Source organism: Roseovarius halotolerans (assembly GCF_900172255.1).
GTDB lineage: Bacteria > Pseudomonadota > Alphaproteobacteria > Rhodobacterales > Rhodobacteraceae > Roseovarius > Roseovarius halotolerans.
This window is the reverse complement of record NZ_FWFU01000003.1, coordinates 310,891-334,934: the sequence shown is the minus strand read 5'-3', so window position 1 is coordinate 334,934 and position 24,044 is coordinate 310,891. Positions and strand designations below refer to the sequence as shown.

Here is a 24,044-nt window from a genome sequence, read left to right as displayed (position 1 = left end):
ATGCCACGCCCGGCCCCCCAAATTCAGACAAGAGGACAGACCCATGACCAATCCCCAGATCGACTATGCCGCAATGGCGGCTCAGTGGCGCGCCGAGCGCGAAACCACCCTGAAAGCAACCCGAGCGGAACTGATCGCGCAATTGCGCGCGCTTGGCATCAACGAGGTCACCGCCGAATACGAAGGCTATGGCGACTCTGGCAATGTCGAGGACGTGAATGTGCAGCCTGCGGAGGTCAAACTGCCGGAAGCGCTTGTCACCGCCGTGGGCGATTTCGCCTGGTCACTCGCCTATCACTATCATCCGGGGTTCGAGAACAACGAGGGCGGCTATGGCACGCTGACCTGGTACATTGCAGCAGACAGCATCACCCTCGATCACGCCGACCGCTATGTCGAATGCTCGCACAGCTATGACGAGGGGCTTTGAGATGGCCCATCCGCTTCATCATGCCGAAAGCTCTGCCCGGAAGTTCGGCGGGGTGCCGTCTGACTATCAGGCCGTCCACGATTGGTTTGACGCCTCGAAAGAACACCTCGCGCTCTTCACGCACCGGGCCTTGCGCCACCATACCCAAGGTCTGTTCGATGCTGAACGTGTCTTCGGTCTGACCCTGACCAATAGCGCAGGTCGGGACATCCCCGTGCGCTGGATCGGCGAGCAGCATGTTCGAGAAGACTGTCAGGGCCGTATCCCGAGTATGGCTGACTGGCTGCGACGAATCCAGCCCGAGCCATGGATGGCCAATGGCCATATCGAGCAGCACGTCAGCGGGGAGCCCTGCGGCGATCCAAGGGTTGCCTGGGCCTCCGAGGTCGCCGCCGGACGAACGGTTCTTGGCCTGAAAGATTGGATGGCGGCGCGCGCGACGCAAGCCACGTAAAGCGCCTGACAGCTCTCGGTCGTTTGCCAAACGAATGCTGCATAGAAGCCCGGTCGGAAGATCGGGCTTCTTGCGGCGTTTACCCACCATTCTTCTTAAGGAGCTTCGCATGACACTCGATGACATCAAGGCGGCCGTCGATGCCGGCCAAACCGTGCACTGGGCCAATACTGGCTACGTTGTCTACAAGGACCGGCTCGGTCAGTACCTCATCACCTATGTGCCGAATGGTAGCTGCATCGGTCTGACCGACCGGGGCGGGCACGGGTTGAACGGGGAAGAGGCGGAGTTCTTCATCGCGCGATCGAAGGACAGCGCGGAAAATCCGGGCAGTCCAACAAGATCAGAAGGGCAGGGGAGGGGCGTTGTACCCGGAGGCGCGGGGGCATTCCCACTCGGACGGCAGCTCTGACCCGTGCGCGGGGCTGAAAGGAAAGCAGGCTTTCTGATTTGTGATCCCTCAAGGGGTCGAGAAAGCAATCCCGGATGCGCTGGCAAGAACGTCAGGCACCGGCCAATCCAAGAAGGAACTATCCCATGTTCGCAGGAACCCTCACCCGCAATGTCGAGACCGCCGCCGCTGAATACACCGGCATGATCCACTCGTCACGCTTTGACATCGCCATCCAGCTCGAGGCACGGGCCAAGATGTCCGAACGCAGCCCGGATTACGACGTGACGGCGATCAACAAGTCGGGCCGCAAGGTCCGCATCGGCACGGCCTGGAACGAAACCGGCACGACCAGCGGCAACCCCTACATCTCCATGCAGATCGATGTCGGCCTTGGTCCCTTCCGGGTCAACGCGGTGCAGACGAAAGAGGCGCGCGCGGCCAAGAGCGGCGAATTCGAGATCATCCCGCTGGTCTCGAACGGCCTGATGAAATCCGGCTCGATCTCGGGCGAGCTCACCGCCATGGACGCCGACAACGCCTTCACCGGCTACATCGCCAACATGATGTTCGATCTGGAGTTCATGCTGATCGAGAACAGCTACAAGACCGAGGAGACCCACCCCGATTACCGCATCGAAGTCAGCTCGCCCCGGGGCACGCCGATCCGCGTCGGCTCGGCCTGGATGGCCAAGAGCAGCCGCACGGGCAATGACTACCTGTCGCTGCTGATCAACACGCCTGATGGCGACCTGCGTGTCAACGCCGTCCAGAACGAAGAACAGCGCGGTGGCCAGACTTTCTCGATCATTCCGTTCATCGACAGCGGTGATCAAGCGCAAGACGCGGGCGCGGGGCTGTCGCTGGTTGCCTGATCAGCGCGCGAGGTGAGACGATCTGAACCGAAAGGGGAGCCGTGGGATCACGGTTCCCCTTTTTCTGTGCTGATAGGGTGTAGATACGCACTTGAGTTTGTTGAGTGCCGAACCGCCCTACTGTGGTTCTCAGGATTATGCGCCGCCGTTGCCTCACGTCTAAAACAACCATCCGCCACAGTCACTCGGTTCCAACTCGGTTCACATCATACAATGAGATTAACAGCGGATTTTAGCGTTGTCGTTGAAGGCTGCGCCTCAACGCACGGTTGCTCTCGTTTGGGTCATCCTCTCCAGGGTGCTTCCCTCCGCCCTTCCATTCGTCCGATGCAAGCCATTCCTCGAAATAGATCAGCCAGAGGTGGGTCCAGGGGATAATGGTGAGGTCCAGACGCTTGCTGGCGTCCCATTGTCCGGTTCCGGGCAGATAGAGACAGAGCCGATCAGGGTCATGGTAGATATGTGGCAGGTCGCGTTCACCGGCGAGCAACCTCAAGTCAGGATCTACAACCCGAACGTCCGGCGTTCCGTCCCTCTCCAGGACAAGGGTGACCTGATACGTCCGAGAAAGCGGCGTAGGTTGTGCGTGAAAATGCCATTCCAACCGGCGCGGACCGAGCACCCCCTCGCCGGCTACTGTCTTGGACTTCTGCAGGAACAGGTACTGCTGGGGCAGTGTCAGCCGGTTTCTTGTGGTCGATCCCGCCATCGCGCTTAGTCCCCGAAAAACTCGTTCTTGGGAACGGGCGTCGACGCGGCCGATTTTTGGGTGGTCAGGCCAACACCCGCACCAAGCACGAGTGCCCCCGTCTTTCGCCCCTCGTTCAGCGCATCCATCCGCCGGTTCATGGTCCGGGCAACAAGTTTGTCACCCAGGCTGTCCTTCATGGAGCCTACAATCGCGTCGAGGCCAACGAGGTCACGCAGGGATTCGAAATTCGCAAGCGCCTTGCTGTGCCACTTGTAGAAGGCTTCGACCCGCGCGGGTTCTTCATTCCAACGCTCGGCAAAATTTTCACCTTCGGTGGTCTCGTTCCAGACCGCGTAGATCTGACGGCCATTGACTAGGGGCCGCTCGATGAAGACCGGCATCAGGCGGATCGTGTCGATCAACACCTGGAGTTCGTCTGCGAAAACGTGGCGCCTGACGCACATCTCATAGGATCGCATGGCCAAGGTCGTGATGATGATCGAGATCGGTGCGATCTCCTCCTGAACATGCAGGAATTCCAGATCCCGGTGACGCTTTAGGAGTTGCACGGTCCGCCGCAGAATGCCCTTGACGGACTGACGTACCGGGAAAGGCTCGGTCGTCGCCGCATCGCGCTGCGCCGCGATGATCGACTGCGTCATCTGCGGGACTAGGGCCGCCCTTTCGTCGAAAAGGGTCCGATAGGCCCGAGGATTCGTCGCGTGCCAATCCCGAAGCTTGCGATCGGGTACCAGCTCACCGCCGTTCATGCAGTTCGGGTTGGCAATGGTCGGGGAGATGTCGAGGTGAAAATCGCCGGCGTAGTTCAGGCGCCAGCAGCGCTTCTTTTCTTCCAGGATAGAGGCATAGTAGGCGTGCTCGCGCAGGCGCTTGCCGATCGCGGCCTTCAGGCGTGCCGGTGCGATTTCCGGGCCGAGGCCGAGGATGAAGCTGATCAGGTCGACATCGAACTCGTCGCGCCCGATCGGTTTGATCGAGGTGCCGAGTGCGCCGGAGCCGTGCAGGTAGACATGGAGGGAAGCAAGCATCGGGTCGCTCGATCCGGCCAACCAGTCTGCGACGGCTTCGTAACTGGTACGCGCCTTCTCGAACTGGGTCTGGGTCCATTCCAGCTCCTGGCAGATTTCTTCAAGGATCGTGAAGACCTGCGCCCGCCGCTGAATGGCGGTATCGGTGAGGGGGTGCGAGAAGATCTGGTTCATGCGGCGTTCCGTTCGAGTTGATGCACGGGCACGAACGGCTCGGCAGGTTGCTGGAAGAAGATGGGGGTCAGTGTGGGGCTCGCATGCCGGGCACTCGAGGCGCCAAGCCCCTTGAGCCTCTGGATCTTGGTGGTGTCGTCGAGGGAAAAGAAACCCTCCGGCACGCTCGGCGAATACCGGTGAACAGCCGTCCGGTCGTGCGGATCGCCTGTCAGATGACGGGCAATGCCGAGCGCTCCACGGGATTGCCCGTCCATGAGAAGACTGAGGGCCTTCAACCCGAGACCGGCCTTGCCAGGGGATTCAGGCAGCATGTAGACCTCGTCGACACAGCCGAGGCTCAGGATGTGCAATTCCTGCGGAGACCAGCCGAGCATCGAGATCGCTTCGACGGTCGCGACGCCCACCGGATTGTTGCACCAGGTGCCACCATCGAGAAGCCCGACATCATCCACCGTCTTGTGACGCGCGAAATAGGTTGGAGCGGCCGACGTCGCCATCGCGGCGTCGAGGGCCGGCTTCCGGTAATCCTTAGTGAGCCGCGGATGATGCGACGTCTTGTAGATGTAGACGCTGCGCTGGTCGGCATCCCAGGCCGGGATCAGCAACCGGGTCTCAGCTTCGCCGATGAGCTTGTCGCCAAGGACGGCATGGAGTTCGTCCCGAAGCGTCGATGCATCGTGCTTCGGCTTGACCAGGTGACGCAAGGCGGCACGCGCGTCCCGAGCCTTTCGCCCGAACCAGCTGTTGTCCCCCGCTTGCCCGAAAATCGTCGGCCCGCGATTTTCGTAGAGTTCGAGGAGGGTTTTGGCCGGGATGCCGAGGGCAAGGCCGATCGCGAGAATACCCCCGGTTGACGTTCCCGCAATCAGGTCGAAGTAGCGGCCAATCGGCTCATCAAGATCTTCTTCCAAACCCGCCAGGAAAGCCGCGGGTTGGGTGCCTTTGATGCCGCCACCATCGATGCTTAGGATGCGTCTCATGATGCACCTAGCTTTTCTAAGACTGGATCAACCAGCCCATTATCAGGCAGTCCTACGATGCTCTGAAACCTTGGTGTCAGCTCGCCCGTAAACGGTATGTTCATGGCTGCTTCCTCGCTTCGTTGCCTGTCTAACGCCTCTTGGGGCGATTGGGCGGTTTACAAATTTGCCTTCCTTTTGGCCTCGTGTTACAAAATAGGGACAAAAAGCCGCGCTTTCAAGCGTTGCAGTTTACAAAATATCAATCATATGGGTGAAATGTAAACCACCCACTGGGAGGACGTTATGATTGGCAATAGACTCAAAGGAGCCCGGGCGGCATCTGGCCTTTCGCTCCGTGCGCTTTCCGATGCCATGGAGAACAAGGTGTCCGCTCAAGCCATAGGCAAGTACGAGCGCAATGAAGACATGCCCGGATCGGGCGTGCTGCTGAGTCTTGCCCGAGCACTCGAGGTCTCTGTTGATTTCCTGCTGAGCGATGACGAGCTTGAGTTGGAGGGCGTTGAGTTTCGCAAGTCAGCCAGTTCGTCAGCCAAGGAGATCGCGACGATCGAAGCCAAGACGCTCAATATGGTTGAAAAGTACCTGGCTGTCGAAAGCTTGCTGAATCTTTCGAGTCAGGAATGGGATGCCCCGCATGAAGCGCCCTACTGGGTGACCGATGTTCGTGATGCCGAGGACGCGGCTCGCAACATGCGTGCATCTTGGCAGCTTGGTCATGACCCGATTCCAATGCTTGCCGAACTCCTCGAGGAGCACGGGATAAAGGTGTTGTCTCTGGACGTTGATCGGATTGATGGCCTTGCGGCCAAAGTCCGTCGAAAAGAGCATCACTCCGCACGTGTTATCATGATCAAGAAGAAGACCTGGTCTGAGCGGAAGCGCTTCAGTTTGGCTCACGAACTGGGCCACATGGTTCTTAGGGTCGCCGAAGGGTGCGATTCAGAACGCGCCGCAAATCGATTTGCTGGCGCATTCCTCGTTCCGGCAGAAGTGCTTCGGCAGGAGATTGGTGCCCGCAGAACTGACATAAGCATTGGTGAGCTCATTAGTCTGAAGGATCGTTTTGGCGTTAGCATTCAGGCGCTGACGTATCGATGCAAGGATTTGGAGATCATCAACCAGGCAACATTTGCGCGCCTCTTTAAGGTCTATAAGCAACGAGGTTGGCGGGATGAGCCGTTCGAGGAGCCGAATTCCATTCCTTGGGAACGAGAAGAACCGGACCGTTTTCAAAGGTTGTGTTTTCGTGCCCTCTCCGAGGGGTTGATTGGGTTGTCTCGCGCAGCTGAGCTTCTCGAAATACGAGTAAAAGAACTGGAAGAACGTTTGGACCACATGGCATAGTCGCTGTGTGCAAGTTCTTGTTTCTGATACTTCTGTCCTGATCGACATCGAGAGAGCCTCGCTGACCGCGAGGCTCTTTGACCTCCCCTATGATTTCGTTGTTCCAGATATTCTTTATGAAGCGGAACTCCTTGAGTGGATGGGCCCTGATCTGATCGATCTGGGACTGAGAGTGGAGGAGCTTACGCCAGAAGAAACCACACGCGCGACTGAGCTGAAGCGGGCGAAAGCTATGCTATCGACGCCAGATGTCTTTGCATTTTGCCTCGCGGCTGAGAGGGGCTGGGTTCTCCTTACCGGCGATGGAGCGCTCAGGGTTGAGGCAGAGCGCCAAGAAATCGCGATGCACGGCGTCCTGTGGGTCTTCGATGAGATGGAACGTCACGAGGTTTGTTCGACCGTCCTCCTCAAGTCGGGCCTCGAGGCGGTTCGTGATCACCCGAGATGCAGACTTCCCATTAGGGAAATCAATAGGCGCCTTGCGAGATACTAGCTTGTTTATTCGGCTTGCTGGAAGGAAATTGTTGCGAAGCTCTTCTTCGCTTTAGCCTTGCGGCCTCCCCAGCTCGGCTTCGCGTGTCGCAGTGGAGAACGGCCCTTCGGTCCGTCGCGCATTCGGCCATGCGGCCTCACCGCGGCGTTGCACCCAGGCCCCCGGTTTGCCCGCCTCGCGAGCACGCCCCTCCTCGGCCGCTCCGCCGGATTGCGCTTTGGTCTGTTTTGCGGGGCAAAACGATCCCGCCGCTTCATCCGTCTCCCGCGTCCGGTCGCGCCGTTTGCCTGCTCGGGTCGGGCAAACCTACCGTCAAAACACACACACATGAGCGTGGAAGCATATCCTCCGGATGGCCCCCAAATCAGCCCGCGTCAAGGATCGCAAAACTTTTCGGCGAGGGCGGGGCATGTAGCGTGGGCCGGTCCCGTGCGTGAGCGCGCGCATGTGTCGGGTGCCGCGCGCAGAAAACTTTTGCGCCCGGCAAGCCGGCGGCTGCGCCGTCCCTGACCCGGGCAGATTCGGAAACCAGGCATTCGGCCATGCCCCCACACTCACGTGGTGGCCTTGGAACCGAACACTGGAGACCAAACATGGCTTACGACACCGCAAACACCTACGAGACGATCGAACTTTTCGGGATGACCGAGAAGGACGCGCAGCTGCCGATCCCCGAGGATCACATCCTGACAGACCACATCATCCGCGAGAGCTTTGAGGCATTGCTCGGTCAGCTGCGCGGGACCGGGCTTGAAGCCGAAATCGAACCGCTGGCCCATGGGCTCGCGACGATCCTGCAGCGCCGCAAGGTGGCGCTCGGCAAGGAGGTCGACCGCACCGCCGACAAGATCGGCGCGCTGGCAAAATCCCACGACGGATCGGAGATCGCCGAGACCGCGCTCGAAGAGGCGCAGGCCCGTTTTCTGCAGCTGCGCGAGATTGTCGGCGCAATCGAGGTGATGAGCGAGGCGGCGGCGGAATGCTACGAGGTCGAGACGGGCCACGCCTTCATCCCGGCAGCCGGGTCGCGCGCAAGCGTCCGGGCGCAGGAGACGGGTGCCGTTTTCGAGGCGCGGCAGCTGCTGGAGCAGCACGACCGTGAAACCGCCGAGAAGTCGAAAGTCGCGGGGGTGCCCCTGATCGTCTCAGGCGCCACCGACTGGACCGATGTCGATGTGATCTTCAACACGCTCGACAAGGTTCGCGAACGGATCAAGCAGAACCGCAATCAGGAGATCTTCCTCTGCCATAAGGGTGGCAAGCACGGGGCGGAGATGATTGCGGCTCGGTGGGCCCGGGCACGCGGGATAGCACAGGCGCGCTTCGATCCGCGCTGGTCCGCGCATGGCCGGGCGGCACCGTTCAAGTGCAACGACGAAATGCTGGACGACAAGTTCGCGGCGACGGGGGTTGTACTCTTCGGCGGCAACGGGGTCGCGCTGAACCTCGGGCAGAAGGCGGAAGCCAAAGGCCTGACAGTCATGCGGGTTGCGGACCCGGCGAAGAAAACCGCGCAGGATTGAAGAGAGCGGGTCGCGCTTGGCGCGGCCCTTTCGTCATGTCTCATGGCGCGTGCGATCGGTCATGCGCGATCGGCAGTCTGCGGCGTCCAGCACCGTTATCCCTCTACCCAGTCCGTCAGAGTGCGGCCCATCCGCATCGGTACAGGATGGGGATGGTGAGCCCATCACGCACATCGTCAGTAGCGCAAGACGCGAGGGGTCGAGACGTCGCACATGAGGCTGAAGACCTGCACGTCCCTCGGGGCGTGTTTCGGAACATCGCATCCACGCGGGCGGGCTCCGTCAGCACCCCGGCCAGGCTCGGTGGGACGCGGACGCGGATGGTGGCGGCTGCGTGATAGCAAGGGTCATCCGGGTCTCTCCTTTTTGCTCATAGATGTGGATCGCACGGGGTCGGCCCAATCGTGCCCTCAGCTCACGCTTCGGCAAGCACAAATACGGCTTCCACGGCTAGCCGCGGACCCTCCGCATTTGCGCTTGCGACCGGCCCTCTTGCCCCCGTGCCGGGTGATCCCCATCGCAACAAGGAGAGACCCAAATGACCAACCACTACGTCGCCACCGTCCCCGTCAAGTTCACCGATACCGATGGCCAGGAGCGCACCCGCTTTCAACGCGTGGGCGCCATGTTCCGCAACACCCGCAACGGGGATGGCTCGGAGTTCTTCAGCCTCAAGCTCGATTTCCCGGTCGCGGTCTCGGAGCTGGTGATGTTCCCGCCGAGCGCGAAAGATCCCCAGGACTAAATCCTCTGGCGAGGATGGGCCGCCCCAGGACGATCTTGGGGCGGCCCGATCCCTGTTCCAGGGATGCCGTGTCCGGCGGTCAGTTCGCCCGAGGTGACCTCCTCTTGGTGCCGGTCGCTGCGCGCGCAACGGACGATCGCCGCTCGGAATGATCCGGCCGCGACAGACCGGCCAGTCAGCCTCAAGGGGGCCATCCACAAAAACAGGCAGGCCAGGGCCTCCCGGTTTTTGCGGCAGAGATTTGGCGGAGCCAAATCTGGCCCTCCTTGACCCTGCCTGTCCGCCCTGTCGGTGGGGTTTGCGCCCGCCCGCGGTTCCGTCCGAACACGTGCGTGTTCGGCCAGACCCTCGGGCGGTGCTGGGGAAGGGGACCCATTGGACAGGTGGGTCTCCCGATGGTGAGGGTGGCAGAGCCGCGTCCCTGCGGGCCGCGGCGCGAAGCGGACACCAAGGCTGCCTGAGCCTGAATGCTACGTAAGTATATAATTGACAGTGTAGTATATTATCGTAAGGTGGGGTCAGCCTTGGTGGAAGGTGGCAGGAAATAGGGGGTCTTTCTTCCGCATGTCCCGAACAAAACGCCTGACAGAGATCGAGAAGATGCAGATCGTCCGCGAGGCCGCGGAGGGTGTGTCGACGTCTGAGCTGGCTGAGCGTTTCGAGGTCACATCGCGGGCCGTGCGCTACGTTCTGAAAGCCGATGCCGAGCGTCAGATGGATGCCGCGATCCCGGTCTCGGCGGTCAGTGTGAAGGTCACGGCTGCGGAGCTTGAGGCGCTCGACGAGGTGTTGGCGAAGGCCGGGATCGAGAGCCGTGCCGAGGGGCTGCGGCGGCTCATTCAAGCGGCCGGCGGGGTGTTCGTTCCGGACGCGCAGATGGCGGCCGAGATGGCGCGCTACAGGGCCTCGCTCCATGAGGTCGGCAATGGGGTTGCGCAGATCGCCAAGCAGATGACCAAGGTCAACCGGATGGGGCAGGGGGCTGATGGCGGCACGCGTGCCGAGTTCTCCGAATTGCGCCTCGCGCAAATGCGCGGGCTGGCGCGGTTCATCCTCGATTCCGCTGACGAAATCGACCTGCTCCTGCGGCGCCGTCGGGACGCGATGCAGCTCGAGGCTACGGCCGCGCTGAGGGAGTTTGCCCATGCGGCTGAATGATGCCGTCGATGCCGTCACCGGCGAGGTCTTCCGGGATGGCTGGAGCCGGATCCGGGGCTCGATGCAGGGGCTGCATGTCGCCAAGCAGAGCCAGCTTGTGCGCGCGGCGGCAGGGCATCGGCCAGCCGTCTTCAAGGCGATCCGGGGCGGGGGCACGCATACCAAATCGCAGCTGATGAACCAGCTCGATTACCTCACCACCAAGTCCACCCATATCGTGGACAGTAGCGGGTTCCTCGATGGCAAGACGAAGCTCGAAGCGAAGGACATCAAGGACCTCACCGAGCGCTTTGCCAAGCGGTGGGATGCGGGCTTTAAGCCCAAGCTCGGGCAGACCACCCACATGCTCATGTCTTTCCCCATCGGCACGCGCGGTGAGGATGTGCGTGACATCGCGACGGATGTGGCCGAGCGGTTCTTCCAGAGTGACGCGGGGCATTTCGACTACATCATCGCGGTTCATGAGGACCGCGATCACCCCCATGCGCATCTGGTGTTGAACCGTCGCTCGCAGGAAGGCGAGTTCTTCTTTCTGGGGCGCAACCACCGCTTCAACTATGACGACTTCCGCCTCGCCATGGTCGTGGAGGCGGAGAAATACGGCGTGCGCCTGGAAGCCACGCGCCGGGTCGATCGCGGTGTCGTGCATTACCCCGCCCGGACCCGCGAGGTCTATGCGGCGAAGGAAGAGGGGCGCGCGCCCCGCGAGCGCGAACGCGTGGGGGCCGACCTGACGCGGACGCTGGCGGAGATCGCCAATACCAGAACCGTCTACCACTCGCTTGCCGCGGAGGCTTCGCGCGAAGCCCGCGAGGATATTGCGGCGGCGCTCTTCCGCGCGGGCGAGGTGCTGGCGCGCGGCGGGCAGGTGGATCGAACAGGAGATGTGTATATGGCCGAGGATCAAAGCTTCGAGGATCTGAGAAGCCTCTATGCGGAGAAGCTCGCGCGGGTGCAGGGCATGATTGCCGAGAAGCCCGATGCGGAACGTCCAGTGCTGGAAAAACGCCTCATCGAAATTCAGGCGCAGGTCCAGCACATGCAGCCTCTCGGTTTGCGATCATCCACGCTGTCAGAGACACCCTCGGATGGTGGGATCTATTCCGAGGCGAACATCGACACCAACCAGCTTGAGCGTTTGGCCGAGCCCGACCTGAGAGCGCGCATTGACGCGGCCCTGCGCGGCACCGGGATCAGCACATCGGAAGTGGTGGCCCGGATCGAAACCAGGGCCTCGAGTGCCGCGCTCGAACATCAATGGATCGCCGATGATCTCTCCAAGGTGGCCGAGGCGCGCGATCTGAACCTCGAACGCCGCGCCGATCTGGAACAGGCGCGCGACATTCTCAATGACGTGCATGTGGAACTTGGCACGCTGTTGGAGCGCGAGAACGTGCTGCGCCGGGATGGCGTCATGGAAGCGGAACCGGTCAGCGAGCGGTTCCATTATCACCGGGACGCGGTCCGGGCGATGGAAGGGACAATCCGTCAGGAGATGCGCGCCGACGGCCTGACAGCGCAGCAGATCGAGGACCGGGATTGGGAGGTGGTCTCAAGGGCAGAGCGCCGGATCGAGGCGGAGCAGCGCGCGTATCTCGAGGCACATGCGGAGCTGCTCGCACGCCCTGGCGATGTGATCGACCGGTCTGAGCCCTACCGGGAGACCATCACCGATGTAGCCCGCGCCAGTGCGATCACCCGCGAGGTCGACCGCATCATGGAGGGACGCGACCTCCGCACGCCCGTTGCAGATGCAGTCACGGATGACTTACGCGCGCGCTATCCGGACATGCCGTCCCACCTCGCCCGCGGGCTCGGCGCGACCTACGCGGCCGTCGCCCGGATACGCGACACGGAGGTCATCAATCAGGTCCGCCGTGAAACCGAGATGCGCGAGGGGCTGGGGTCTGGAGCGCGCGACGCTCTCCTCGCAGCCCGCGGTGAAACTGCGCCGCAGTCTGACCGTGCCGACCGCCTTGCAGACGAGATTGCGCGTGTTCTGGAGCATGAGCGGGCGGGGGAGTTGTCCGCGCCCTTCGAGACCGAGGCGGAGCGGGACGCCTTCCGGGGCGAGATCGCGCGGGTGCTGGATGACCGCCAATTGGGCCGCCTCACATCCGGCGATGCCGATGCGCTGGACAAGGTTCTCGAGGACCGTCTCGACCGGCTCTATGTCGCCAAGGTCTACCTGCAATCCGATGCGGCGACGGCCAACACCGAGGCCTTGCGCCAGGTGGTCGACGAACTTGCCGACGCCGAGTATGAAAAACACCGCGCGACAGACGTGGATGGCGAGACCGAGCGGGGCCAGGTCCATTGAGCACCGCCATGGGAAAAGCGCGGATCGCGACCGGTGTGCTTCTTGTCACGCTGGTGACCGCCGCCATGGGCTATACCATCGCCTCGGCGGTGCTGACCTACCAGGACCTTGGCTTCGGGGCCGAGATCGACTTTGCCTATATCGCGCAGAACTACATGGCGATCCGCGATCGCCGCCCCGAAGATGCCCAGCGTATCCACCTGATCATCGGCAGCTTTGCCGCCGCCGGCATGATGCTGAGCCTCGCCCTGTCGGGGGCCGCGCTCACACGCTTTGGCCAGACCCATTGGCAGAGCGCGCGCGAGATGAAGACCAATGGGTTTTTCGGGGCACCGGGAACCGGGTTCATCCTCGGCAAGCTCGGTACTCCAAAATCTCGCGCGAAACACATCTGCTCGAAAGTCTTCCCTCATGCGCTGATCGTGGCGCCCACGGGCCGCGGCAAGACCACGGGCTTCGTCATTCCGAACCTGCTGACCTGGCAGGGCTCCGCCGTCACCCTCGATGTGAAGGGCGAGTGTTTTGAGGCCACGGCCCGGCACCGCGCGGCCCAGGGCGACAAGGTCTATCGTTTTGCCCCAACCGATTGGGAGGGCAAGCGCACGCATCGCTACAACCCGCTCCTGCGCATCTTTGAGCTGAAAGACCCCGCGCGCCAGCAGATGGAACTGCAGCTCCTGGCGACGCTCTTCCTGCAAAGCGACAACGACAGGGTGCAGGGGCTTCTGAAAGGGGGGATCGATCTCTTCGTGGCGGCCGGATTGCTCGCCTTCCAGCGCAAGCGTCCCACCTTAGGCGAGATTTACCGCATCGCAGCCTCGGGCGGGAACAAGCAGAAGGAATATTTCGCGCGCGGCCACGAGGTGGACAACAGGGCTGCCAAGTTGATCTTCACTCGGCTGGCCTCGACCAATAATGACACGCTGACCTCCTACGTCTCGCTTCTGATGACCTCTGGGCTGGACCAGTGGCAGAACCCGGCCATCGACGAGGCGACGGCGGTGTCGGATTTTGATTTCCGGACCATCCGCAAGAAGCCCTTTTCGGTCTATCTCGTCGTCCAGCCTCTCATGGTGAAACCCCTCGCGCCGCTGATCCGCCTCTTCTTCTCCGATCTTCTGTCGGCCATGCAGGAAAAGGATCCCGGGCCAGACGAGCCGTGGCCAGTGATGATCATGCTCGACGAGTTCAATCGTCTCGGCAAGATGCCCATCGTGGTCGAGAGTATCGAGACCCTGCGCACCTATCGCGGTCACCTGGCCGTTGTCACGCAAACCATCCCCGCCCTCGATGAAATCTACGGTGAGAACACCCGCCGCGCGCTACAGGGCAACGCGGGCGTGAAGCTCTACCTAACGCCTTCGGATGAAAAAACCGTCGAGGAACTGAGCAAGGCGGTCGGCAAGACCACGAAGACCGTCATCACGCGATCCCAGTCCATCGGCAAGAACCCCTTTGAAGGGCGCAGCCAGTCGACCCGGACCGAAGAAAGCTCTCTCCTGCCCGAGGATGAGGCGCGCCGCCTACCGCTCGACGAAATCGTCATGGTCATCGATGCCCAGATGCCGGTCCGGGCAAAGCGGATCCAGTATTTTGACGACCGGCTGTTTAAGGCCATCCATGCAGCGCAGACGGGGGAGTTGCCGTTTCCGGAACCGGGGGGAGGGGGATCGCAAGGCACGCTGCCGTTGAGTATGCGGGCCATGCCGATGACACCGCCACTGGACGGGCCAGGCGGATCCGAGGCCGACGTTGAGGCCGCACGCCAGGCTGCTGATGGCCAATCGTCAGGGCAAACCGAGGTCGCCCCAAAGAAGACCGCGCCCGTCGTTCAAGCTGTTATCTCTGAGGAACAGCGACAGATGGAGATGGATTTTGGCAGCCAGGTTGCGGATGCCGAGACAATGGGGGTGGATGATGAGGCGCAGATGCGCTCTGCCGTCGATGGCTTGGACGATATGGAAGCGATGCTGCAGGAGGGTGATGTCGAAAAGCTGCTTGCTCGATAGCGTGTTGGGCATGATTTTCTGCTAGGCGGGGCGGGAAGCCGTCATCCGCTGCATGAGCATACTTTATGCACGGGATAGACCAGCACGGACTTCCAATCGCTTGGCACAGCCGCCGGCACATGATTTCAAGTATGGTCTTATGCTGCCTCGGCTTCTCCGGTAGGTTGTGAGGAATCTGGTTCAGGAAGCTCAGTATTTTGCCGAAAATTGTCTACTTAAATGTTCAAAACTTCAGATCGATAAAAGAATTATCGTGGAAGCCTAACAACGGCATGAATTGTTTGATCGGGGTCGGTGACAGCGGCAAGACTACTGTGTTGGACGCAATTGACTACTGTCTTGGTGCGAGACGCTCCGCACAGTTTTCTGATTACGATTTTCATAAGACGGACACCAGCGAGCCAATAAAGATCTTGGTTGCACTCGGTGCGCTTGAAACGTCACTTCTCTCAATTGATGCCTATGGCGACTATTTTTGCGGCTACAACTCCTCTACGGGAAAATTTGAAGATGAGCCTGGCCACGGATTAGAAACAATTTTGGTGCTCCGACTGAAGGTTGAAAAAGACCTAGAACCACAATGGTCACTTTTGTCGAAGCGGGCGAAGGCTAAGGGTGCCGAGCGAAATCTACGGTGGGAGGATCGCCAAACCTGCTCCCCATTGCGACTCGGAGATCACCCTGACTGGCACCTCGCATGGCGACGTGGTGCACTGTTTGAAAGATTGACGGATGAAAAGCTGGCACTGACAGAAGGTTTGTCCGATGCCGCTCGAAAAGCCCGAGCAGACTTTGGCAGTACAGCAAACAAGGAACTGACGGACAGCCTCGATGTGGTGAAGAAGTCTGCTGATGAGTTGGGCGTACCGACGGCTGGGTCGGTACACGCGTTACTCGATGCAAACTCAGTCAAGTTTGGTACTGGAGCGATTGCGCTGCATGACGCGAACAACATTCCGCTTTCATCTTTGGGTACTGGATCAAAACGCCTGCTGGTTGCAGGCTTGGCAAGAAAGGTCGCAACATCCGCTAGCATCGCCTTGGTTGATGAGTTGGAAACGGGTCTGGAACCGCATCGGATACGAAGCTTGCTCAACACGCTGGGCGCGAAGGACACGTCGGCTACCCAACAGGTTTACGCAACGACCCATTCGCCAGTTGTTTTGAGAGAGTTAGACCACACCCAGTTGACGTTGCTGCGTCTTGACAAAACCACCGGAAAACATCTTGCCCATTCTGCTTCTGATAGTGCTCAGGGATTGCTGAGAAGTAACCCAGAGGCATTTCTGGCCAAACGAGTGATCATTTGTGAAGGCAAGTCTGAGATAGGCTTTATAAGAGGGTTCGATCAGTATAGTTGCGGCCTTGGAAATGTTTCAATGGAAGCGCTTGGAACCGTGCTGGTTGACGGAGGTGGAGCGAAAAAGGTGCTTTCTCCAGCGAATGAACTTCTCCGCCTCGGGTACAATGTATCAATTTTCATGGATAGTGACGTTCCTCTCGGGGCCGATGATGAAGAGGCGTTTGTTTCTGGTGGAGGCACAGTATTCAAGTGGCCAAACCAATGTGCTCTAGAAGATGCGATTTTCCGGTGCGCCACCGGGCAGGTCATTGCGTCGTTGTTGGACTACGCCGTTTCTTTGCCAAACGGTGATAAGGTCGACGCACAGATCCGTACTGCATCAAAAAACCAATTCAATCTAGCACAAGCAAAGAGTTGGGCGGAAACAAATACGCTTCAGCCTGCAACCGCCGGCATACTGGGCCTCGCAGCGCGCAGTGGAGACGGTTGGTTCAAGCGGATTGCGCCATATGAACATATAGCAAAGAACATTTTAGCTCCCAGTTATTCCTCGCTACATGCCGATCTGACGGGCATTACTACAGCGTTGATGAATTGGGCTTGGGGTCACAATGACCGAACCTGATCCTCTCCAGATATCAAGAGGATGTATACAGGCTCCCGCTGGATGCGGGAAAACGCACCTAATTTCAGAAAGTTTAAAGCGCTGTAAAACTGAGAAACCAATCCTCGTTCTGACTCATACGAATGCGGCCGTAGCGGCGCTTCGGCAGAGGCTGGACAAGGGTGCAGTTCCTCGATCTAGCTATCGTCTCGCAACCATTGACGGGTGGGCTATGAGACTGGTCGGCATGTTTCCATTGAGAAGTGCCGCAGACCCATCCATTTTGGAGCTGTCCAGACCAGAAACTGACTATCCAGCTATCAAGCAGGCTGCGCTCTGTTTGCTACAAGGACGCCATATCGACAACCTTCTTGCAGCAAACTACTCTCGGTTGCTAGTCGATGAATACCAGGATTGCCTGAGCGCCCAGCACCGAATTGTATGTGAACTTGCGAGAGTGCTGCCGACTTGCATTTTCGGCGATGTCCTTCAAGGAATATTCGATTTCGGGGACACACAGGTAGACTGGAACACTGAAGTGCTTCAGGATTTTCCGTTGGTAAGTGAGTTATCTACACCGTGGCGCTGGAACCTCGCAGGGGCGGGATTATTGGGCCAGTGGCTGCTGGACTTGCGACCAACACTTCTGAGCGGTGGCCAAATTGACCTCTCTACGGCTCCATCAGAATTGGAATGGGTTCCCGTTGCGGGCGACCAGGATTTTGGAAAGATTCTTGCAGCAACACATGGTATGCCAAAGGGCATCGAGAGTTCGCTGATTATTTGCAGCAGCCGCAATCGTCAGAGGCAACAACAAATTGCTCAGTTTACAAAAGGTGCGTCAGTCGTAGAGAACGCTGACCTTACAGACCTAGTTTCTTTTGCTCGGCGTTTCGATTTTTCTTCAACCAACGCCACCGCAGAATTGCTCAATGAAGCCGCAAGCGTTCTTCGCGGAATAAGCGCGACCGAAATGATAACGAGAATTGCGTCACTCAAGGCAGGCACGAACCGAAAGCCAGCCACAGCTCAAGAAATGGCGGCACTGAGTTTCGACGCGGATAAGACCCCTCAAAAGGCGGCGGCCCTCTTGTCAGCTCTGAGCAATCAGTCCGGTGTGTCGGCCTTTAGAGAAGAAGTGTTTAGAAACCTTCTGAAAGCACTTCACGCATCTGCAAGCGCAAACGATTTTGCGGATATGGTGCTCAAGGCTCGAGAGGAGCGGCGCTTCCATAGCCGTGCCCTTGGAAAAAAATCTGTCGGCAGCACGCTTTTGGTAAAGGGCCTGGAAGCCGATCAGGTCGTGATTGTTGATACACATGAAATGAATGCCAAGAACTTGTATGTTGCGCTCACCCGAGGGGCGAAGAGAGTTGTCGTATGCTCAACATCTCAGTATTTGCCAGCCACTTAGCCAGTCAGTAAATTCCGCTTCGTCCGCGCTGTCTGTGTTCGCTTCTTGAAATTACTGCGCGATGCACAAATGACTGGTCCAGGTGACGCTGCGGCGCGGTATCGGTCACATCGACAAATGTCGGGAATGGGCCGTAGGTTGCGGTTCTAAGGAGCCGTGATTGGCGGTGGTTTTATTCGCTTGCCCGAAAGCGCATTGCCAGCAATAGCCACGAGCAGAACCGCACCTCCGATCAGTGTGTTCGCAGTCGCGGTTTCTCCCAGAAACATCCAGACCCAGAGTGGGCCGAGCAGGACTTCGGCTAAGGACAGCAGGGCAAGCTCTGCAGCGGGTAGGCTACGCGATCCCAACGTGTAGAGGATCAGACCTGCCCCGACCTGGAACACGCCCATGCCCATCGCAATTCCGCCATCACTGGGGCTCAACACGAAGGAGAGGCCGAGGCCCAAGCAAATGGCCGAAGTGATTACGATCGCGAAGAGGCCCGACAGGAAAACCGCGGGCAGCATTTCGCCTGTGCGTCCCCATCGCAAAGCCACGGTGAAGACAGCAAAACCGAATGCCGATCCAAGCGCGGCGAGGCTGCCTTTCAGCGCGACGCTTCCGGACTTGTCGGCGACCATGATCCCGATCCCGCCGATTGCGACGGCAATCGCTATCCAGGTTGCGGCGCGGACAGGTTCTCGCAGCACAATCCATCCGAGCACCGCAGCCATAAACGGTGCTGTCGCAAACAGAAGCATGGCATTTGCGACCGAGGTGTTCTGGATCGCGTAGATACCGCCTGAATAAGCCGCGACCAGTGAAAGCCCTGCAATCACGGCAGGGGCGCCGATGCGGCGGATCTGAACAAATGGGCTTTCGCCAGACCGCACGCGGATGAGCACGTAGAGAAACAGCGACAGGCTGATCGACCGGTAGAGCAGTATCTGCCACACGACGGCGTCTTCGATCAGGCGAATACCGAGGCCGACCGTCGACCACAGCACACCCGCCGCAAAAACGAAGAGCACACCGTACTTGTGGGCATCCGCAGTGGAAGGGGCTGTGGTGATCGATGTCATGTCCGGCCGATTAAAGAAGTCACTTCGTTAAGATTAACCTCCAGGCCAGTGTGCCGATCACCCATTTGCGACATTGCAGGCGGTTGCTGCCGAGTTCTAGCTGGACCAAAATCGCCATTAATTTCACGATCGGCTAAATTGGTGCCGTGGTACCAACGCACGTCATCTCATTGAAGACGGCCCAATTGGGCGCTTTCAGGCATAGTCGCTATCGTCATCGTCCCAAAATTTCTGTAGCATTCGTATGAGTTTACCGACGGACCCTAAATGAACCCGACAGAAATCGCAGACGCCTTGGAAGAAATCGCAAGCCGCCCGTTCGACGGCGGCGAGTTCGCGTTTGCGTTCGCTGCCGCCATGGGAAGTCCGCAAGCCACGGTTTCAAAGCTACGCAGTGGGACAATCAACAAATCGAAGGTGCCCGGCGCGGTCCTGATGAACCGCAAGTTCTATGCCATGGTCACCGACACGGGCGCGGTGGACCAGGGCCTGTCGATGATCCGGTCGGACAAGAAGACCACCAACCACAAACCGGCGATCCTTCTGGCAACTGACGGTGTTGACCTGTCCGCCGAACATGTCGCTTCGGGCGACAGCTTGCACATCAAGTTCGCCGACCTGCATCATCACTTCGGATTCTTCCTGCCAGCGGCTGGGATGTCCCGCTACAAGGCGGCGGAGGAAAACGAGGTCGACGTCAAGGCGGCGGGTCGACTTGCCAAGCTCTATGATGCGCTTCTCAAGAAGAACCCCGACTGGAAGACACCGGAACGTCGGCATGACCTGAACCAGCTGATGACGCGGTTGATCTTCTGCATGTTTGCGGAAGACGTGGGTATCTTTGATAACAACCTGTTTTCGCGTCTCATCTTCACCCATGCGGGCGACAAGGGGGAGGAGGCGCAGTCCTGCATCGCGTCGGCCTTCGCCGCGATGAACCTGCCAAGGGGCCAGCGTCAGAACCTGCCGGCTTGGGCCGATGCCTTTCCCTATGTGAACGGCGGGCTGTTCGCCGATGCACTGGATGTGCCGAAATTCGACCGCGGGGCCTATCGCTACCTTCAGGACGCCTGCCAGCTCGATTGGCAAGAGATCAACCCGGACATCTTCGGGTCCATGATCCAGTCGGTCGCCGATCCGGACAAACGGTCCGAACTGGGGATGCACTACACTTCGGTGCCGAACATCCTCAAGGTGCTGGGGCCGCTGTTCCTGGATGATCTGGATGAGCAGATCGAAAAGGCTGGCGATAGCCGCAAGGGGCTGGCGCGGGTGCTCAAACGGATCGAGGGGATACGGGTGTTCGACCCGGCCTGCGGATCGGGCAACTTCCTCGTCGTTGCCTATCGGGAACTTCGTGCGCGCGAGATGCGCGTGCTGGAGCGTCTGGCGCGGCTGGATGGCGGGGCATCGGCGCAGATGTTCTCTGGCGTGCGGCTGGCGAATTTCTACGGCATTGAGATCACGGATTTCGCAGCGGAGACGGCCAAGCTGGCGCTGTTCATTGCCGAGTATCAGGCCAATGCGCGCTTCGGCGAAATGTTCGGGAACACAGCCCCGGCGTTGCCCCTGCGGGACGGTGGGAACATCGTTTGCGACAATGCGCTGCGATTGGATTGGGAAGCGGTGTGTCCGCCGCCGAGGGAGGAAGAAGAGGTCTATATAGTTGGCAATCCGCCCTACATCGGAAAAGGGAAGCTCACCGACGACCAGAAAGCAGACATGGAGTCTGTCTTTGGCGAAAGTGGAGTCAAGTTCGGGTACATCGACTTTGTTGGCGCATGGTTCCTCTTGGGCGCGAAGTACTGCCAAGCGAAAAAAGCAGAGTTGGCCTTGGTCGGAACGAACTCAGTCGGGCAAGGCCGCCAAGCTCCTGTACTTTGGCCTCTGGTGCATAAATATGGCGTAGAGTTCTCATTTGTTAGGACATCGTTCAAGTGGGCAAATAATGCCGCAAAGAATGCATCCGTTTATTGTGTGGTTGTTGGCTTGCGGAACTTGTCAAAGAGACCAAAATTTCTCTTCACAGAGGACGTTCAGAAGGAAGTCTCCAACATTACAGCCTATTTTACGGAAGGAGAGACAATTTATGTGTCGCCGAGGAGCAAGCCCCTCGCGTCGTTCGTGCCAGAGATGGATCTTGGCAACAAAGCAAATGATGACGGCAACCTAATTCTGTCACCAGCCCAATATGAGAAAGTCTTGGAAGACTATCCCGAAGCTGAAAGATTCATTCGCCGCTATCTTGGCTCAAAGGAACTAAACAACGGAAAATCTAGATATTGTCTATGGATCGAAGATGCCGACCTCGACGCTGCAATGCGTATTCCCGAGATCAGACGACGAGTCGAAACCAACCGAGACTGGAGGGCAAAAAGACCTGACGAGGGAAACAGAGCACTGGCATCGCGACCTCATCAAATGCGAGAGATGAAGGTTGCATCACGTCATACTCTTTTTGTGTCGATAATGACGTCTCAGCGCCGTCATTATCTTCCTTGCGGTATAGAAGGCGCTGACGCGATAATGTCTGGACAAGCATTTGCGATTTATGACGCACCCGAATGGTGTCTCGCCCTAATCGCTTCGCGACTACACTTTTCATGGATTGCTGCAATATGTGGCCAACTGAAAGAGGACTACCGGTACTCGAATGATTTGGGTTGGAATACATTTCCGGTGCCTCGCTTCACAGAGGATCAGATGGAGGCACTCAACGCGTCCGCACGCGCGATCCTCAAGACGCGATACATGCACCACCCCAAGACCATTGCGCAGCTGTACGATCCCGACGACATGCCGGACGACTTGCGCGAGGTTCACCGCCAGAATGACGAATTGCTCGAGACGATGTATATCGGGCGTCCGTTTCGCAACGATACCGAACGGCTCGAGCGGCTGTTCAAGCTCTATGCTGCCCGGATCGAAAAGCTGAAGAAGGAAGAGGCCGCGTAAATGGTTGATCTTGTGCGTATGACCTATGGCCATTCCGGCGCGGACTCCAAGACAAACAGCCTCGGCCAGCGCCCGATGCAGGCCCGCGTCTATGAGGCGCGCGCCGCGCAGTTCCTGCTGTTGAAGGCGCCACCGGCAGCGGGCAAGTCCCGTGCCTTGATGTTCCTGGCGCTCGACAAGCTCGAAAACCAGGGCGTGAAGAAGGTGGTTGTGGCGGTGCCCGAAACCTCTATCGGCAGTTCATTCCGCTCGACCGACCTGACCGCGTACGGCTTCTGGGCCGATTGGGACGTGGAGCCGCAATGGAACCTTTGTCTGTCTGGCGAAGATGGCATGGCGAAGTCCCAGAAAGTGAAGGCGTTCGAAGCCTTCATGGATAGCGACGCCCGCGTGATCGTCTGCACCCATGCGACGTTCCGCTTTGCCTTCGACGCGATTGAGAAGGCGCGCGGGGTGGAGGCGTTCGACGATTTTCTGATCGCAGTCGATGAGTTCCATCACGTTGCAGCGGCGGATGACAACCGTCTGGGCGAGATCCTCCGCAAATTGCTTGCCCGCGAGAAAGCCCACATGATGGCGATGACCGGGTCCTATTTCCGGGGCGACAGCGTGCCGGTCCTGCGCCCCGAGGATGAGGCGCGTTTCAAGTCCATAACCTACAGCTACTATGAGCAGCTAGAGGGATACGAGCACCTGAAGTCGCTGGGGATTTCCTATTCGTTCTATCGGGGGCGGTATGTCTCGGCGATCCCCGATGTGCTCGACACCGACCGGAAAACGATCATCCACATCCCGCATCGCGGGTCTGCTGAAGCGTTCGGCGAAAAGCACGACGAGGTTGGGCTGATCATGGGCGCGATCGGCGAACACGTCGGCCGTGACCCGGACACCGGCTTTGATCTGGTGAAACGCGCCTCGGACGGCAAGGTTCTGAAGATCGCCGATCTCGTGGACGACGGCGACGGGCGCGACGGCATCAAGGCCGCGTTGCAGGCAGAGGCGAAGGGCCCCGATGGCAAGCGGGACGACGCGGCGGATCGAGCCAAGGTCGACATCATCATTGCGCTAGGAATGGCCAAGGAGGGGTTTGATTGGCCGTGGTGCGAACATGCACTGACCATCGGCTATCGCAATTCGCTGACGGAGATCGTCCAGATCATCGGCCGGGCCACCCGCGATGCACCTGGCAAGCCCCACGCCCAGTTCACCAACCTGGTCGCAGAGCCCGGTGTGGAAACAACAGTCGTCGCCGACGCGGTCAACGACATGCTCAAGGCAATTTCGGGCGCGATGCTGATGGAGCAGGTGCTGGCGCCCAACTTCAAATTCTATCGCCGAGAAGACGGGGATATCCGCGCGCCTGTGGAAACGATGAAAGACGGCACTGTGCATATCGGGATCAAGGGCTTGATGGAGCCGCCTACGGCCCGCGCCCGTGCGATTGTCGAAAACGACATGAACGAACTCGTGGCCAAGGCTTGCCAAGCCATGGACCGGCGCGTTGTCGCGGATGATGTGGCCCCGGAAGTCGCCACTCAGATGGTGCTGACGGATATCATCGAGACGACCTACGAAAACCTGTCCGACGACGAAACGGAATCCGTGCGCCAGGACCTCGCGGCGCGGATGAACCTGATCGGCATGGCGAAACGCGCGTCGCAAGAAGGCGGGTTTGCTGAAGAGGGCGAAGAGTACGACGCTGAGCCGTCAGAAAACCTGTCCCTGATGAACATGGTGAAGCGGTTCGTCAATGTTCGTGAATTGGATATCGATCTGATCGACAGCGTGAACCCATTCAAGGAAGGTTTCGACGTCGCCTCGCGCGCGTTCGACACGCCACTCCTGAAAACCATCCAGGACGCGATGATCTCGCAGCGCATTCAGATGAGCGAAAAGGAAGCGCTGACACTGTGGCCACGCATTAAGCGGTTTCGGGCGCAGGAAGGCCGCGAACCCAACCCGCATTCATCGGATCCATTGGAGAAGCGCCTCGCGGAAGCTCATGCATACATCAAGACGAAGAAGGCCGAACGCCAGCGAGCGGCTCAGTCGGGAACCTGAG

19 protein-coding genes are annotated in these 24,044 nt (G+C 59.3%); 15 read left to right on the top strand and 4 right to left on the bottom strand.

Going from position 1 to position 24,044, the window contains the following annotated elements; translation table 11 throughout:
- Window positions 1-43 precede the first annotated feature (43 nt).
- The 4 genes from ROH8110_RS12755 (at window position 44) to ROH8110_RS12740 (ending at window position 2,150) form a co-directional block, all read left to right on the top strand.
- Window positions 44-430 (top strand): DUF6878 family protein, encoded by a 387-nt coding sequence (locus ROH8110_RS12755; RefSeq protein ID WP_085818126.1) that lies wholly within the window; start codon window positions 44-46, stop codon window positions 428-430.
- Window position 431: 1 nt separating this feature from the next.
- Window positions 432-884 carry a DUF6915 family protein gene (locus tag ROH8110_RS12750; RefSeq protein ID WP_085818492.1) on the top strand — a complete coding sequence of 151 codons (453 nt, stop codon included), beginning with the start codon at window positions 432-434 and terminating at the stop codon, window positions 882-884.
- 109 nt (window positions 885-993) lie between these two features.
- A complete protein-coding gene (locus tag ROH8110_RS12745) occupies window positions 994-1,296 on the top strand; it encodes a hypothetical protein (protein WP_085818125.1) in 303 nt (100 codons plus the stop codon).
- 125 nt (window positions 1,297-1,421) lie between these two features.
- The gene (locus ROH8110_RS12740; protein ID WP_085818124.1) at window positions 1,422-2,150 is read left to right on the top strand and encodes a DUF736 family protein; all 729 of its coding nucleotides are present in this window, start codon (window positions 1,422-1,424) and stop codon (window positions 2,148-2,150) included.
- Window positions 2,151-2,382: 232 nt separating this feature from the next.
- Here ROH8110_RS12740 and ROH8110_RS12735 read toward each other — a convergent pair whose 3' ends face one another.
- Genes ROH8110_RS12735 through ROH8110_RS12725 form a run of 3 tightly spaced genes read right to left on the bottom strand, consistent with a single transcriptional unit; the run spans window position 2,383 to window position 5,047 of the window.
- Window positions 2,383-2,859 carry a type II CBASS E2 protein gene (locus ROH8110_RS12735; RefSeq protein ID WP_085818123.1) on the bottom strand — a complete coding sequence of 159 codons (477 nt, stop codon included), beginning with the start codon at window positions 2,857-2,859 and terminating at the stop codon, window positions 2,383-2,385.
- 5 nt (window positions 2,860-2,864) lie between these two features.
- On the bottom strand, window positions 2,865-4,064 hold the full coding sequence (locus ROH8110_RS12730; RefSeq protein ID WP_085818122.1) for a nucleotidyltransferase domain-containing protein: 1,200 nt from the start codon (window positions 4,062-4,064) through the stop codon (window positions 2,865-2,867).
- Window positions 4,061-5,047, bottom strand: coding sequence for a CBASS cGAMP-activated phospholipase (locus tag ROH8110_RS12725; RefSeq protein ID WP_085818121.1), 987 nt, complete (start codon window positions 5,045-5,047; stop codon window positions 4,061-4,063). The genes ROH8110_RS12730 and ROH8110_RS12725 overlap by 4 nt, the downstream gene beginning before the upstream one ends.
- Window positions 5,048-5,332: 285 nt before the next feature.
- Between ROH8110_RS12725 and ROH8110_RS12720 the strand changes: the two genes are divergently transcribed.
- The 9 genes from ROH8110_RS12720 to ROH8110_RS12675 all read left to right on the top strand — a co-directional run bounded on the left by ROH8110_RS12720 (window position 5,333) and on the right by ROH8110_RS12675 (window position 17,963).
- Window positions 5,333-6,394 (top strand): helix-turn-helix domain-containing protein, encoded by a 1,062-nt coding sequence (locus tag ROH8110_RS12720; RefSeq protein WP_085818120.1) that lies wholly within the window; start codon window positions 5,333-5,335, stop codon window positions 6,392-6,394.
- Window positions 6,395-6,401: 7 nt separating this feature from the next.
- On the top strand, window positions 6,402-6,887 hold the full coding sequence (locus tag ROH8110_RS12715; protein ID WP_085818119.1) for a PIN domain-containing protein: 486 nt from the start codon (window positions 6,402-6,404) through the stop codon (window positions 6,885-6,887).
- 593 nt (window positions 6,888-7,480) lie between these two features.
- On the top strand, window positions 7,481-8,410 hold the full coding sequence (locus ROH8110_RS12710) for a DUF2493 domain-containing protein (RefSeq protein WP_085818118.1): 930 nt from the start codon (window positions 7,481-7,483) through the stop codon (window positions 8,408-8,410).
- A 538-nt stretch (window positions 8,411-8,948) separates the two neighbouring features.
- Window positions 8,949-9,155, top strand: coding sequence for a hypothetical protein (locus ROH8110_RS12700; RefSeq protein ID WP_007120662.1), 207 nt, complete (start codon window positions 8,949-8,951; stop codon window positions 9,153-9,155).
- 564 nt (window positions 9,156-9,719) lie between these two features.
- Window positions 9,720-10,313, top strand: a complete 594-nt coding sequence (locus ROH8110_RS12695) for a transposase (protein ID WP_085818116.1) — start codon at window positions 9,720-9,722, stop codon at window positions 10,311-10,313.
- On the top strand, window positions 10,300-12,633 hold the full coding sequence (locus ROH8110_RS12690) for a relaxase/mobilization nuclease domain-containing protein (RefSeq protein ID WP_085818115.1): 2,334 nt from the start codon (window positions 10,300-10,302) through the stop codon (window positions 12,631-12,633). Before ROH8110_RS12695 ends, ROH8110_RS12690 begins: the two co-directional genes overlap by 14 nt.
- An 8-nt stretch (window positions 12,634-12,641) precedes the next feature.
- Window positions 12,642-14,642, top strand: coding sequence for a type IV secretory system conjugative DNA transfer family protein (locus ROH8110_RS12685; RefSeq protein ID WP_085818114.1), 2,001 nt, complete (start codon window positions 12,642-12,644; stop codon window positions 14,640-14,642).
- Window positions 14,643-14,839: 197 nt separating this feature from the next.
- Window positions 14,840-16,570 (top strand): ATP-dependent nuclease, encoded by a 1,731-nt coding sequence (locus ROH8110_RS12680; protein WP_245962849.1) that lies wholly within the window; start codon window positions 14,840-14,842, stop codon window positions 16,568-16,570.
- Window positions 16,557-17,963, top strand: coding sequence for a UvrD-helicase domain-containing protein (locus ROH8110_RS12675; protein ID WP_085818112.1), 1,407 nt, complete (start codon window positions 16,557-16,559; stop codon window positions 17,961-17,963). Before ROH8110_RS12680 ends, ROH8110_RS12675 begins: the two co-directional genes overlap by 14 nt.
- A 146-nt stretch (window positions 17,964-18,109) precedes the next feature.
- Here ROH8110_RS12675 and ROH8110_RS12670 read toward each other — a convergent pair whose 3' ends face one another.
- Window positions 18,110-19,027, bottom strand: coding sequence for a DMT family transporter (locus ROH8110_RS12670; RefSeq protein WP_121143696.1), 918 nt, complete (start codon window positions 19,025-19,027; stop codon window positions 18,110-18,112).
- Window positions 19,028-19,294: 267 nt separating this feature from the next.
- On the opposite strand from ROH8110_RS12670, the gene ROH8110_RS12665 reads away from it, so the two are divergent.
- Together ROH8110_RS12665 and ROH8110_RS12660 are read left to right on the top strand one after the other, a co-directional pair.
- Window positions 19,295-21,982, top strand: coding sequence for a DNA methyltransferase (locus tag ROH8110_RS12665; RefSeq protein WP_085818111.1), 2,688 nt, complete (start codon window positions 19,295-19,297; stop codon window positions 21,980-21,982).
- Window positions 21,983-24,043: a DEAD/DEAH box helicase gene (locus ROH8110_RS12660; RefSeq protein WP_085818110.1), complete on the top strand. Its 2,061-nt coding sequence runs from the start codon at window positions 21,983-21,985 to the stop codon at window positions 24,041-24,043.
- The last annotated feature ends 1 nt before the right edge of the window (window position 24,044 follow it).